Annotated in this window: 11 protein-coding genes; 10 read left to right on the top strand and 1 reads right to left on the bottom strand. The window is 74.1% G+C overall.

Translation table 11 applies throughout. The annotated features are described in order from the left end of the window. The first annotated feature begins 64 nt into the window (after positions 1-64). From IW256_RS08230 to IW256_RS08200, 7 genes are all read left to right on the top strand, one after another. Positions 65-1,225 carry a steroid 3-ketoacyl-CoA thiolase gene (locus IW256_RS08230; RefSeq protein WP_197010381.1) on the top strand — a complete coding sequence of 387 codons (1,161 nt, stop codon included), beginning with the start codon at positions 65-67 and terminating at the stop codon, positions 1,223-1,225. Between the two features lie 88 nt (positions 1,226-1,313). Continuing rightward, positions 1,314-2,315 carry an MBL fold metallo-hydrolase gene (locus tag IW256_RS08225; protein ID WP_197010380.1) on the top strand — a complete coding sequence of 334 codons (1,002 nt, stop codon included), beginning with the start codon at positions 1,314-1,316 and terminating at the stop codon, positions 2,313-2,315. Positions 2,316-2,643: 328 nt separating this feature from the next. Beyond that, positions 2,644-3,894, top strand: a complete 1,251-nt coding sequence (locus IW256_RS08220; RefSeq protein ID WP_197010379.1) for a cytochrome P450 — start codon at positions 2,644-2,646, stop codon at positions 3,892-3,894. 42 nt (positions 3,895-3,936) lie between these two features. Next, positions 3,937-5,193 carry a cytochrome P450 gene (locus tag IW256_RS08215; protein ID WP_197010378.1) on the top strand — a complete coding sequence of 419 codons (1,257 nt, stop codon included), beginning with the start codon at positions 3,937-3,939 and terminating at the stop codon, positions 5,191-5,193. A gap of 46 nt (positions 5,194-5,239) precedes the next feature. Further along, on the top strand, positions 5,240-6,547 hold the full coding sequence (locus IW256_RS08210) for a glycosyltransferase family 4 protein (protein ID WP_307828795.1): 1,308 nt from the start codon (positions 5,240-5,242) through the stop codon (positions 6,545-6,547). 94 nt (positions 6,548-6,641) lie between these two features. Beyond that, a complete protein-coding gene (locus tag IW256_RS08205) occupies positions 6,642-7,403 on the top strand; it encodes a class I SAM-dependent methyltransferase (RefSeq protein ID WP_197016176.1) in 762 nt (253 codons plus the stop codon). Beyond that, on the top strand, positions 7,393-8,520 hold the full coding sequence (locus tag IW256_RS08200) for a prenyltransferase (RefSeq protein WP_197010377.1): 1,128 nt from the start codon (positions 7,393-7,395) through the stop codon (positions 8,518-8,520). Before IW256_RS08205 ends, IW256_RS08200 begins: the two co-directional genes overlap by 11 nt. An 82-nt stretch (positions 8,521-8,602) precedes the next feature. Here the strand turns inward: IW256_RS08200 and IW256_RS08195 are convergent, their stop codons facing one another. Further along, complete coding sequence (locus IW256_RS08195; protein ID WP_197016175.1) at positions 8,603-9,259, bottom strand: class I SAM-dependent methyltransferase; 657 nt, start codon at positions 9,257-9,259, stop codon at positions 8,603-8,605. A 416-nt stretch (positions 9,260-9,675) separates the two neighbouring features. Between IW256_RS08195 and IW256_RS08190 the strand changes: the two genes are divergently transcribed. The 3 genes from IW256_RS08190 to IW256_RS08180 all read left to right on the top strand — a co-directional run bounded on the left by IW256_RS08190 (position 9,676) and on the right by IW256_RS08180 (position 13,310). Next, positions 9,676-9,867 (top strand): ferredoxin, encoded by a 192-nt coding sequence (locus IW256_RS08190; protein ID WP_197010376.1) that lies wholly within the window; start codon positions 9,676-9,678, stop codon positions 9,865-9,867. 177 nt (positions 9,868-10,044) lie between these two features. Further along, a complete protein-coding gene (locus IW256_RS08185) occupies positions 10,045-11,133 on the top strand; it encodes a Zn-dependent alcohol dehydrogenase (protein ID WP_197010375.1) in 1,089 nt (362 codons plus the stop codon). A gap of 146 nt (positions 11,134-11,279) precedes the next feature. Next, the gene (locus tag IW256_RS08180) at positions 11,280-13,310 is read left to right on the top strand and encodes an endonuclease/exonuclease/phosphatase family protein (RefSeq protein ID WP_197010374.1); all 2,031 of its coding nucleotides are present in this window, start codon (positions 11,280-11,282) and stop codon (positions 13,308-13,310) included. The last annotated feature ends 167 nt before the right edge of the window (positions 13,311-13,477 follow it).

The following is a 13,477-nucleotide window of genomic DNA, read 5'->3' as shown; positions in this document are numbered from 1 at the left end:
TGAAAGTAGAACACGTTACAGTCGGGTGAATCGCGTTCTGGAAGGTCGGTTCGAGGGAGAGCGCATGGGCACGCCCGTGATCGTCGACGCGGTACGCACGCCGCTCGGGAAGCGCAACGGCTGGCTGGCCGGGCTGAAGGCGCAGGCCGTGCTGGCCCACGCGTACTCGGCGCTGCTGGAGCGATCCGGGCTGGAGGCCGGCCAGGTCGAGCAGGTCTTCGCCGGATGCGTGACGCAGGCCGGCGAGCAGGGCGGGCACGTCGGCCGGTACGCCTGGCTGTACGCGGGGCTGCCCTGGCAGGCCGGCGTCACCACGATCGACGCCCAGTGCGGATCGGCCCAGCAGGCGGTGCATCTGGCGGCGTCGCAGGTCGCCGCGGGCGCGGTGGACGTGGCGATCGGCGGCGGCGTCGAGGTGATGAGCCGGTCGCCGCTGGGCAGCAACGTCCTGCCCGCGAACCCGCGCCCTGACGACTGGTCGCTCGACATGCCCAACCAGTTCGAGGCCGCCGAGCGGATCGCGCGCCGGCGCGGCCTCACCCGCGCCGACCTGGACGCCTTCGGGGCGCGGTCCCAGCAGCTGGCCGCCAAGGCGTGGGCGGACGGCCGGTTCGACCGGGAGATCGCGCCGATCGAGGCGCCGGTGCTGGACGCCGAGGGCGCCCCGACCGGCGAGACCCGGACGGTCACCCGCGACCAGGGCCTGCGCGAGACCACCACGGAGGGGCTGGCCCGCCTGAAGCCGGTGCTGGGCGAGGAGGCGCTGCACACCGCGGGCACCTCGTCGCAGATCTCCGACGGCGCCGCCGCCGTCCTGGTCATGGACGAGGACCGGGCCCGGGCCCTCGGCCTGCGCCCCCGCGCCCGGATCAGGACGCAGGCCCTCGTCGGCTCCGAGCCGTACTACCACCTGGACGGGCCGGTGCAGTCGACCGAGCGGGCCCTGGCGCGGGCGGGCATGACCATGGCCGACATCGACATCACCGAGATCAACGAGGCGTTCGCCGCGGTGGTGCTGTCCTGGGCCTCGGTGCACGGCCCGGACATGGACCGGGTCAACGTCAACGGCGGCGCGATCGCGCTGGGGCACCCGGTCGGCGCGACCGGCGCCCGGCTGATCACCACCGCCCTGCACGAGCTGGAACGCCGGGACGCCGCGACCGCCCTGGTCACGATGTGCTGCGGCGGGGCGCTGTCCACCGCGACCGTCCTGGAACGGATCTAGCGTGCGGCCCGAGCCGCGTCCCGCCCCACGTTCCTCGGCACGCCCTGCGGCCCATCCTGCGGCACGCCCTGCGGCCCGTCCCGAACCGGTGCCCGAGGACCTCGGCGGAGGGGTGTGGAGCGTTCCGGTACCGATCCCGGGCAACCCGCTCGCCTACACCCTCGTGTACGCGCTGGACGGCCCGCGCGGTCCCGTGCTGGTGGACGCGGGCTGGCAGCACGAGGACGCCTGGTCGGCCCTCAAGAACGGGCTGGCGGTCCTCGGCCTCGACGTCGGCGACGTCTCCGGGGTCGTGGTCACCCACTTCCACCCCGACCACGCGGGACTCGCGGGCCGGGTCCGGGAGGCGTCGGGTGCCTGGGTGGCCATGCACCGCGCCGACGCGGCGCTCCTCGCGACCTTCCGCGGCGTGGTCGAGCAGGACTCCGGCGGCACCTGGGAGCTGGACGCGCTGCGCCGCGCGGGCGCCGCCGAGGGCGAGCTGGCCGGGTACGAGGGCCGGGAGCGCGTGGACCCGCCCGCCGCCCCCGACCGCGAGCTGGACGACGGCGAGCTGGTCGACCTGCCCGGCCGGACGCTGCGCGCGGTATGGACCCCCGGCCACACGCCCGGCCACCTCTGCCTGCACCTGGAGGACGGCGACCGGATCTTCACCGGCGACCACGTGCTGCCACGGATCACCCCGCACATCGGGCTGTACCCGTACGACACCCCCGGCGTCGACCCGCTGGGCGACTTCCTGGCCTCGCTCGCACGGGTCGCCCAGGTCCCGGCGGGCGAGGTGCTGCCCGCGCACCAGTACCGCTTCCGCGGCCTGGCCGAGCGCGCGGAGGCGATCGCCGCCCACCACGAGGAACGGCTGGCCGAGGTGACCGCGCTGCTCTCCGCGGAGCCCGCCACGCTCTGGCGGCTGGCCGCGGGGATGACCTGGCGGGCCCCCTGGGACGCGATGCCCCTGACGTCCCGCCGGATGGCCGCGGGCGAGGCCGCCGCCCACCTGCGCGCCCTGGAACGGCGCGGGATCGCCCGGCGCCAGGACGCGGGCGGCTCCCTCGGCTTCGTCCTGACCAGCGCGCCCGCCTCGTCCTGACCGGCGCGCCCGCCTCGTCCTGACCGGCGGGCCGGCCTCGTCCCGACGGTGGCCGGCCCCGGCACGCCTCCGTCCGATCCGGCGTCCCACCGCGCCCCCGGCGTCCCCGCTCCCGCCGCCCGTGCGACGCGCGTCACTCCCGCTCCCGGACCCTTGATGAGACTCCAGTCTCATGTTAGAACGTGTTCTAGGCCCAGCCCACCAAGCAAGCGCTCAGTCACGTCACTTCGGCCGCCCCCGGCCTCGTCTCCCGCGCCGTCCACGTCCCTCGTCCCCGAGCACGCCCGACGCACGTCCGCGCCCGACCACCCCGGCACGAAGGATCACCATGCCCCCAGAGATCGGCATCGCCCCCGGCATCGACGTCATCGACCCCGGCGTCTACGAGCAGGGCGGCGTCCCGCACGAGGCGTTCACCTGGCTGCGCGACAACGACCCGGTGCACTGGCACCGCGACCCGAACGAGGGCGTCCCCGGCTTCTGGGCGATCACGCGGCACCAGGACGTCATCCACGTCTCGCGCCACCCCGAGCTGTTCTCCTCGCACACCCGGTCGGCCATGTTCGAGGAGTTCAGCGAGGAGGACATCGCCCTGTACGGGCAGATGATGCTCTTCCAGGACCCGCCGGACCACACCCGGCTGCGGTCCATGGTGAACAAGGGCTTCACCCCCCGGATGATCAAGAAGCTGGAGGGGCACATCCGGGAGATCTGCGACCGGCTGATCGACGCCGCGGCACCGCTGGGCACCTGCGACTTCGTGACCAACTTCGCCGCCCCGCTCCCGCTCTACACGATCTGCGAGCTGCTGGGCGCCCCGCTGGAGGACCGCGACAAGATCGTCCACTGGTCGAACAAGCTGGTGGCCTTCAACGACCCCGAGTACATCGGGGACCGGTCCGAGTCCACCGCGTGCGCCGCCGAGTTCGCGGTGTGGGCGGGCGAGCTGGCCGAGCGCCGCCGCGCCACGCCGCGCGACGACATCGTGACCAAGCTGCTGCAGCCCGACGCCGACGGCAGCCGGCTCAGCGACGAGGAGTTCCAGCTCTTCGTGATCATGCTGTCCATCGCCGGCAACGAGACCACCCGGACCGCCACCGCCGGCGGGATGCAGACCTTCTTCGAACGGCCCGACCAGTGGGAGCGGCTGAAGGCCGACCGGAGCCTGCTGCCCACCGCCGTCGAGGAGATCGTGCGCTGGATCACCCCGATCAACCAGTTCCGCCGTACCGCGACCCAGGACACCGAGCTGGGCGGCAAGCAGATCAGGGCGGGCGACAAGGTGGTGCTGTTCTACGCCTCGGCCAACCGCGACGAGCGGGTCTTCGACGACCCGTTCACCTTCGACGTCGGCCGCGACCCCAACCCGCACATCGGGTTCGGCGGCGGCGGGCCCCACTTCTGCCTCGGCACCCACCTGGCACGGATGAATCTGCGCATCATCTTTGAGACGATTCTTGACCGGATGCCCGACATCCGGCCGGCCGGCGAGCCGCGCCGGCTGCGTTCCAACTTCGTCAACGGCCTGAAGGAACTCCCGGTGGCGTTCACCCCCACCCCCGCCCGGCCGCGCCCGTGACCGACTGACTCCCGCTCCGCTCCGACGAGGAGGACCGCGGCGATGACCAGCACCCCCCAGACCGGCGCCCCCGACCGACACCTGCCCGGCATCGACCTGGTCGACCCCGACGTCTACGAACGCGGCGGCGTCCCGCACGAGCGGCTGACCCTGCTGCGCGAGCGCGCCCCCGTGTACCGGCACCCGGGCGCCCCGGAACGGGGCGAACCTCCGTTCTGGGCGGTCACCCGGCACGAGGACGTCGTGCACGTCTCGCGGCATCCCGAGATCTACTCCTCCTACGAGCGGCTGGCGCTGTACGACGAGCCGGCCCCCGGCCAGCTGGCCCTCCAGCGGCTGATGATGCTCAACCAGGATCCGCCCGAGCACACGCGCAAGCGGAGCATCGTCAACCGGGGCTTCACGCCCCGCGCCATCGGCGCGCTGGAGGACCATGTCCGCGACATCTGCCGCGAGCTGGTCGGGGAGGTCGCGGCCGAGGCCGACTTCGTCCGCGACATCGCCGCCCCGCTCCCGCTCTACGTGATCTGCGAGCTGCTGGGCGCCCCGGTCGAGGACCGCGACAAGATCTTCCACTGGTCCAACACCCTGATCGGCGGCACCGACCCCGAGCTGCAGAGCTCGCCTGAGGCCGGCGAGGCGGCGGCGGCCGAGCTGTACGCCTACGCCGCCGAGCTGGCCGAGCGCCGCCGCGCCGAGCCGCGCGACGACATCATCACCCGGCTGCTCCAGCCCGACGCCGACGGCAACGAGCTGACCGGCAACGAGTTCGAGCTGTTCGTGATGCTGCTGTCGGTGGCCGGCAACGAGACCACCCGCAACGCCGCCTCCGGAGGGATGCTCGCGCTGCTGGAGCACCCCGCCCAGTGGGAGCGGCTGCGCGCGGACCCGTCACTGGTCCCGGCCGCCGTGGACGAGATCGTCCGGTGGGTGACGCCGGTCAACCTGTTCCGCCGTACCGCCGTCCGGGACACCGAGCTGGGCGGGGTCCCGATCGCGGCGGGCGACAAGGTGGTGGTGTTCTACTCCTCGGCCAACCGCGACGAGCGGGTCTTCGACGACCCGTTCACCTTCGACGTCGGCCGCACCCCCAACCCGCACATCGGCTTCGGCGGCGGTGGGCCCCACTTCTGCCTCGGTGCGCATCTTGCGCGCCTTGAGCTGAGTGTGCTCTTCGAAACACTTTTGGACACGCTGCCCAATATCGAACTCATCGGTAACGTACGCAGGCTAAGGTCTAGTTTCATCAACGGCATCAAGGGGATGCCCGTGCGCACGCGCCGGAGCTCCCTCGCGTGACCGGAACGACACGACCGACAGGAGTGGTGCGTGAGCAAGGACTGGCGTGGCTGAGGGAGACGAGCCGACGAGTCCGCTGCGCGTGGCCCTGCTCTCGTACAGGAGCAAGCCTCACTGCGGCGGCCAGGGCGTCTACCTGAGGCATCTGAGCCGCGAGCTGGTCGACCTCGGACACACCGTCGAGGTGCTGTCCGGGCAGCCCTACCCCGATCTGGACCGCGACGAGATCGCCCTGACCAAGATCCCGAGCCTGGACCTCTACCGCGACGAGGACCCCTTCCGCACGCCGGCCCTGGGCGAGTTCCGCGACTGGATCGACGTGCTCGAGTTCGCCCACATGAGGACCGGCGGCTTCCCCGAGCCGCTCACCTTCAGCCTGCGCGTGGTGCGCGAGCTGCGGCGCCGCCGCCGCGACTTCGACGTCGCCCACGACAACCAGGTGCTGGGCCTGGGCAACCTGGGCATCCCCCGGCTGGACCTGCCCCTCGTCACCAGCATCCACCACCCCATCAGCGTCGACCGGCGGATCGAGCTGGAGGCCGCGCGGGGCCTGCGGCAGCGGCTCGGCAAGCGCCGCTGGTACGGCTTCGTCGCCATGCAGGCCCAGGTGGCCCGGCGGATCGGCCCGGTCCTGACCGTCTCCGAGTCCTCCAAGGTCGACATCGTCAAGGACTTCAAGGTCGACCCGCGCGACATCGAGATCCTGCCGCTGGGCGTCGACACCCGGATCTTCCACCCCCGCGGGGAGCGGACGCCGGGCCGGATCGTCGCCATGGCCAGCGCGGACGCCCCGATCAAGGGCGTGGACGTGCTGCTGCGCGCGGTCGCGAAGGTCGCCACCGAGCGCGACGTGCACGTGGTCGTCGTCAGCCGGCCGCGGGAGGACGGCCCCACCGCCCGGCTGGTGCGCGAGCTGGCGCTGGGCGACCGGGTCCGCTTCGTGCACGGCGTCGGCGACCAGGAGCTGGGCGAGCTGCTGGCGTCGGCCGAGATCGCCGTCGTGCCGTCCCGGTACGAGGGGTTCTCGCTGCCCGCCGTCGAGCACATGGCGTCGGGCACACCGCTGGTCGCCAGCCGCGCCGGGGCGCTGCCCGAGGTGGTCGGCGACGCCGGCGTCCTGGTGCCGCCCGGCGACGTCGAGGAGCTGGCCGCGACGCTGCGCCGCCTGCACGACTCCCCGGCCGAGCGGGCCCGGATGGGCGAGGCCGGCCTGGCCCGCGTCCGGGAGCGGTTCGCCTGGCCGGCGGTGGCGCGCGCCACCGTCGAGCACTACCGCGCCGCCATCGACCAGCGGCGCTACCTGCGCCTGGCCGCCGGCGGGACCTCGGCCCGGGACCGGGCCGGCCGGGCCTGACCCGCCGCGGCCGTACCCGCCGCCCCGTCAACGGACACCAAGCACGGGCGGGGACCGTCCCGGAGGGCGTCCCCCGTACGGAAGGAGCACCACCCTGCTGACCGTGGATTTCCGGCGGTTCCGCGTCAAGCCCGGCGAACGCGTCCTGGACATGGGATGCGGCGCGGGCCGGCACGCCTTCGAGCTGTACCGCAGGGGTGCCCGCGTCGTGGCCTTCGACCTGGACGCCGACGAGCTGGCGGGCGTCGAGAAGATGTTCGGGGCCATGCGGCTGGAGGGTGAGGTCCCCGAGAAGGCCACCGCCGAGACCGTCCGGGGCGACGCGCTGGAGCTGCCGTTCCCCGACGGGCACTTCGACAAGATCGTCGCGTCCGAGGTGCTGGAGCACATCCCCGACGACATGCGCGCCATGCGCGAGCTGCTGCGGGTGCTCAAACCGGGCGGCCGGCTGGCCGTCACCGTGCCGAGCTGGCTGCCCGAACGGATCTGCTGGGCGCTCTCGGAGGACTACCACACCGCCCCCGGCGGCCACGTCCGCATCTACACGCGGGCCGAGCTGGAGGCCAAGCTCAAGGCCACCGGCTTCCGGGTGGACGGCCACCACCACGCGCACGGTCTGCACGCCCCGTACTGGTGGATCAAGTGCGCCGTCGGGGTCGGCAACGACGCGCACCCGGCCGCCAAGGCCTACCACCGGCTGCTCGTGTGGGACATCATGAAGCGCCCGCCCGCGACGCGGCTGGCCGAGCGTGTGCTCAACCCGGTCATAGGGAAGAGCGTGGTGGTGTACTTCACCAAACCCCCCTCCCCCGCCAGCCCCTCCGGCCCCGTGAAGGAGACCGCGGATGCGGTCTGAGATCACGCCGCCCTCCGTGCCCGGCGTGGTCGGCCCCGACGACATCGTCGCGACCGCGCGCAGCATCGCCGCCCAGCAGGAGGAGTCCGGGGCGATCCCCTGGTTCAGCCCGACCGGCGGCGTGCCCGGCCACGTGGACGCCTGGAACCACGTCGAGGCGGCGATGGCGCTCACGACGGCGGGGCTGCGCGAGCCCGCCCGCAGGGCCTACGCGTGGCTGCGCTCGGTCCAGCGGGCGGACGGCTCCTGGCCCGCCAAGTGGGTGCTGGGCGAGGTCACCGAGCCCGGCGGGGAGTCCAACCACGCCGCCTACCTCGCCGTGGGCGTCTGGCACGAGCTGCTGATGACCGGCGACGAGGCGTTCGTCCGGATGATGTGGCCGACCGTGCGGCGCGCCGTGGACTTCGTGCTGGGCCTCCAGACCGACCGCGGCGAGATCATCTGGATGCGGCATCCGGACGGCCGCGCCGACGACCACGCGCTGCTGACCGGCTGCTCGTCGATCTACCAGTCGCTGCGCTGCGCGGTGGCGCTGGCCGAGCACCTGGGCGAGCCGGAGCCGGACTGGGAGCTGGCCGCCGACCAGCTCGGCCACGTGGTGGCCGCCCACCCGGAGGCGTTCGCCGACAAGAGCCGCTGGTCCATGGACTGGTACTACCCCGTGCTGTCGGGGCCGGTGCGCGGCGACGCCGCCGCCCGGCGGCTCGCGGAGGACTGGGACACCTTCGTGGTGCCGGGCCTGGGCTGCCGGTGCGTGGCCGACCAGCCCTGGGTGACCGCGGCCGAGAGCTGCGAGCTGGTGCTGACCCTGGACGCGGCCGGCGACCGCGACCGCGCCCTGGAGCTGTTCCGCACGATCCAGCACCTGCGGCACGAGGACGGCTCGTACTGGACCGGCTGGCAGTTCGAGAACCGGCGGCACTTCCCCGGGGACCGCTCCACCTACACGGCCGCCGCGGTCGTCCTGGCCGCCGACGCGCTGGAGGGCGCCTCCCCCGGCTCCCGGCTGTTCAAGGAGATCGCCGGACGCCCGCTGGGCCCCTCCGCCGCCGCCGACCCGATCGCCTGCGGCTGCGCCCTGGTCAGCGTCGCCAACCCCGTCCGCACCCGCCTCTGACCCCGCCCGCGCCGGCCCCGCCCGCGCCGGCCCGCGGCCGGCGCGGGGCCCGAGCCCCGCACGAACGGGCCCTTCTCCCCCTTCAGGAAGGGGTGCGGGGGTCGGTGTCGCTGACGCGTTCCAGGACGCGCAGGGAGCCCTCCACGCGCCGTTCGGCGAAGGCGCCGCTGCGCAGCGCCCGGAGGTAGACGTGGTACGGCGCCTGGCCGCCGTCGGCGGGGTCGGGGAAGACGTCGTGGATGACCAGGGCGCCGCCGTCCGCCACCCACGGCGCCCAGTCCTCGTAGTCGGCCTGCGCGAGGTCCTCGGCGTGGCCGCCGTCGATGAACAGCAGGGCGAGCGGGGTGCGCCAGAACGCGGCGACGGTGCGGGAGGTGCCCACGATCGCCACCACGTGGTCCTCCAGGCCGGCCGCCCCGAGGGTCCTCCGGAAGGTCGGGAGGGTGTCCATGCGGCCGGTGAGGGGGTCGACCAGGGAGGGGTCGTGGTACTCCCAGCCCGCCTGGTTCTCCTCCGAGCCGTGGTGGTGGTCGACGGTGACGACCTTGGCGCCGGTCGCCCGGGCCGCCGCGCCCAGGTAGATCGCCGACTTGCCGCAGTAGCTGCCGATCTCCAGCAGCGGGCCGGACGCGCCGAGCCGCGCGCCGTACTCCAGGGCGGTCTCGTACAGGACCCGCCCCTCGGCCTCGGGCATGAAGCCCTTGGCGGCGCGCGCCGCGCGCTGCAGGTCCGCCGGCATGGGATCCGCCTGGGGTCGTACGGGGGGTGGGGGCGTCCCCGCGTGGGTGGACGCCGTGCGGTCGGTCATCGGTCTCCTCGGGCCGTACGTAGCGGGCACTTTATCCCTATCCGTACACCCTTGGCCCACGGCCGCCCCGGGCGGCGGCTCCTGGCGGCTCCCGGCGGGCCCGCCTGCGCCTTGCCGGATGATACTGAAACGTGTTCTACTTTTCCGGTGAGCGAGCGGACCGGGAGGGCCCGCCCCGATCGACGGCGACCGCGCGGACCAGCGGCCGGAGCCGGGGGTCGTGACGGATCAGAACCGTGTTCGGTATGTTGGCCGGGAGGTGGTCCGGCGATCCTCATAGAACGTGTTTCGTGTCGCCTCGCGGGACCACCGCACGCTCACCGGGAAGTGGAACGGAGACAGAGGCGATGAAGGTAAGCGTCGACCCCATGGTGTGCGAGGCCAACGCCGTCTGCGTCGGGCTCGCGCCGGAGGTCTTCGACCTCGACGACGACGACCAGCTCCACATCCTCAAACCGGAGGTCCCCGCCGAGGAGGCCGACCGCGTCCGGCACGCGGTGCGGTCCTGCCCCAAGGCCGCGCTCACGCTGGACGAGTAGCGCCCTCGCCGGCGCCCTCGCGGGCATCGCCGCCGCACGCTCCGGCGGACGCCGCCTCCGCGGCGCCGCCGGCGGTGCCGTCCCGTCCCCGACCCGCACCGCCCGGGCCGTCCCTCACCCACCCCCTAGACAGGACGCCGCACCAGCGGGCGTCCGCCCCTCACTGTGGAGGCAGACATGGCACGTGCCGCGGTACTGCACGCGGTCGGCGACGAAGAGCTGGACCTGCGCGACGACGTCAGCACCGTCGATCCCGGTCCGGACCAGGTCAAGATCAAGATCAGGGCGACCGGGGTCTGCCACTCCGACCTGTCCACCATGACCGGCGTGCTGCCCGCGATGCCGCCGACGGTCCTCGGGCACGAGGGGGCGGGCGTGGTCGCCGAGGTCGGCGAGCACGTCACCAACGTGCGGCCGGGCGACCACGTGGTGGTCAACTGGTCGCCCGACTGCGGCACCTGCGCCGAATGCGTGCGCGGCGAGCCGTACCTGTGCATGACCTTCATCGCGCAGGCGTTCAGCGATCCGAGGTTCAGGTTCGGCGACGGCACCCCCGCGTTCGGCATGGCCGGAAGCGGCACCTGGGCCGACGAGATGGTGGTGCCGTACCAGGGCGCCATCAAGATCGACGACGATGTGCCGTTCGAGTACGCCGCGCTGCTGGGCTGCGGGATCCCGACCGGGGTCGGCGCCGCGATCAACACCGCACGGGTCGAGCCCGGCTCCAAGGTCGCCGTCGTCGGCGCGGGCGGGGTCGGCCTGTCGGTGATCCAGGGCGCCAGGATCGCCGGAGCGTCCACCATCCTGGCGATCGACCCCAACGAGGCCAAGCACCCGATCGCCAAGCAGTTCGGCGCCACCCACACCGCCACGCTGGAGCAGCTGGAGGAGACCAAGGGACTGCTCACCGGCGGCGCGGGCTTCGACTACACCTTCGAGGTGGTCGGCAAGGCCGCCGCCATCACCACGGCCTGGAACGCCACCCGGCGGGGCGGCGACGTCATCGTGGTGGGCGCGGGCGCGGCCGACGACACCTTCGAGATGAACGCGTTCGCGCTGCTGTTCGACGGCAAGAACATCAAGGCGTCCCTGTACGGCGGCTGCGACCTCGCCCGCGACGTGCCCCGCTTCGTGGACCTGTGGCGGGCCGGCCGGCTCGACATCGACGGCCTCATCTCGCGGCGGATCCGCTTCGAGGAACTCAACGACGCCGTCCGCGCCCTGCGGGACGGCGACGTGATCCGCCAGGTCGTGCTGTTCGACTGAACCCCGCCGCGCGCGGGCCGGCGCCGGGCGCCCCCGGACGGCCGGGTGACGGATCATCGCCCTCCGCCACCCGGCCCCGGGGCGGCGAGGTGTGTCATCCTTCTTCGTGTTCGACGAGCCGTCTGTGAGCCGATCATGGAGCGAGGGTGACGTACGTAGGTGAGCCGGGATCCGCCCGGTGTGCCCGGCCGGCCCGTGCGCTTTCCGCCGGGGCCGTCCTCGCCGTTCCCGTCCTCGTCTGGCCGCTGGTCTGCGTGCCGGCGGCCCAGGCGGCGCACGGGGCGCCCGTCCCGGCCGCCGCGCCCGCCGAGCGCCGCGTCCGCGACATCCAGGGCGCCGGGCACCTCTCCCCGCTGAAGGGCGCCGCCGTCGCGCGGGTCCCGGGCGTCGTCACGGCGCTGACCGGCAACGGGTTCTGGATGCAGGACCCCGCCCCGGACCGCTCGGACGCCACCTCCGAGGGGATCTTCGTCTTCACCCGGACCCGTCCCTCCGTCGCGCCCGGCGACGCCGTGCGCGTGGACGGCCGGGTCAGCGAGTTCCGGGCGGGCGGCACCCGCTCCGCCGCCCTCTCCCGCACGGAGATCGACGCCACCCGGACCGTCCTGGAGGCGCGGGGCGTGCCGCTCCCGCCGCCGGTGACGCTGGGCCCCGGGGGGCGCAGGGCGCCGGGCGCCGTCATCGACGGGGACGACCGCGGCGGGCCGGGCCGCGACGCGGAGACCGGCGGGCGCTTCGACCCCGTCCGGGACGCGCTGGACTTCTACGAGTCGCTGGAGGGCATGCGGGTCAGGGTCACCGACGCCGTGGCCGCCGGCCCGTCGCGGGACGGGGAGATCCCGGTGCTGCCCGCGGGCGGCGCCGGCGCGGGCGTCCGCACCGCGCGCGGCGGCGTCCTGGAGCGGGCCTCGGACGCCAACCCCGAACGCGTCCTGCTCGACGACGCCCTGGCGCCCCTGCCCGCGATGAACGTCGGCGACCGGCTGCCGGGCGCGGCCGACGGCGTGCTCGACTACGGCTTCGGCGCGTTCCGGCTGCTGCCCACCGCCACCCCCCGGCGCCAGGACGGCGGCCTGGCCCGCGAGAGCACCCGCCCGGCCGGGGCCGGCGAGCTCGCCGTGGCCACCGCCGACCTCGGCGGGCTCAGCCCGGACGCGCCGTCCGAGCGGTTCGCCGCGCTGGCCGCCGACCTGGTCGAGGGCCTGCGGTCGCCGGACCTGGTCGCGATCACCGGGCTGCGCGACAACAGCGGCGCCGACGACGACGGCACGGTCGCCGCCGACCAGACCGTGGCCGAGGTGATCACCGCGATCAGCGCCGCCGGCGGGCCCGGCTACGACTGGCGCTCGGTCCCGCCGCGCGACAACGCCGACGGGGGCGAGCCGGGCGCCAACGACCACGTGGGCTTCCTGTTCCGCACCGACCGGGGGCTGGGCTTCGTCGACCGTCCCGCGGGCGGCGCCGTCGGGCCTCCGGCGGACGGCTCCGCCGCCCCGGGCTCTCCCGATCCCGCCACCACTCCCGTCAGGGCGGTGCGCGACGGCTCCCGGGGCGTGCGGCTGAGCCTGAGCCCGGGACGGATCGCCCCGGGCGACGCCGCCTGGAGCCGTACCGGCAAGCCCGTGGCCGGCGAGCTGACCTGGCAGGGCACGAGGATCTTCGTCGTCGCCGCGAAGTGGTACCCCCGGACCGGCGACGACCAGCCCCTGTTCGGGCGCTACCAGCCGCCGCTGCGCCCCACCGAGTGGCGGCGCGAGGCGCAGGCCCGCGTGGTGGCCGGGTTCGTCCGGTCGGTCCGGGCGCTGGACCGGGACGCCAACGTCATCGTGGCGGGCGACCTCAACGAGCAGGAGTTCGGCGGCCCCGTCCGGACCCTGGCCGAGGGCGCCGGGCTGCGCGACCTGCCGGCCTCCCTGCCGGAGAAGGAGCGCTACACCGCGGTGTCCGGCGGGAACGCGCGGGCCCTCGACCACGTCCTGCTGAGCCCGGCGCTGGCCCGGCGCGAGCACGAGTTCGACATCGTCCACCGCAACGCCGAGTTCGCCGACCGGGCGGGCGATCACGATCCGGCGGTGGTGCGGATCGACATGACCGGCGGGCGGCGCGGCGCGGGCACCGGCGGCGGCGCGGGTGGCGGTGCGGAGAGCGGCGGCGGGAGCGGGGAACGGGCCGGATAGCGGATCGGCGGCCCGGCCGCGGCTGCGGGGATGTCGGCTGCGGTGGCCGGCGAGCGCTGCCCAAAGTGCCGCCGGCCACCGAGCGACATACCGATTATCGCCCGGAGTGCCGGATTCGCTACATCAAACGATCCAATCTTTCCGCGAAGCGAGCGATCAGCCCCTTT

Source organism: Actinomadura viridis, assembly GCF_015751755.1.
GTDB lineage: Bacteria > Actinomycetota > Actinomycetes > Streptosporangiales > Streptosporangiaceae > Spirillospora > Spirillospora viridis.
This window is presented reverse-complemented; position numbering and strand designations above follow the sequence as displayed.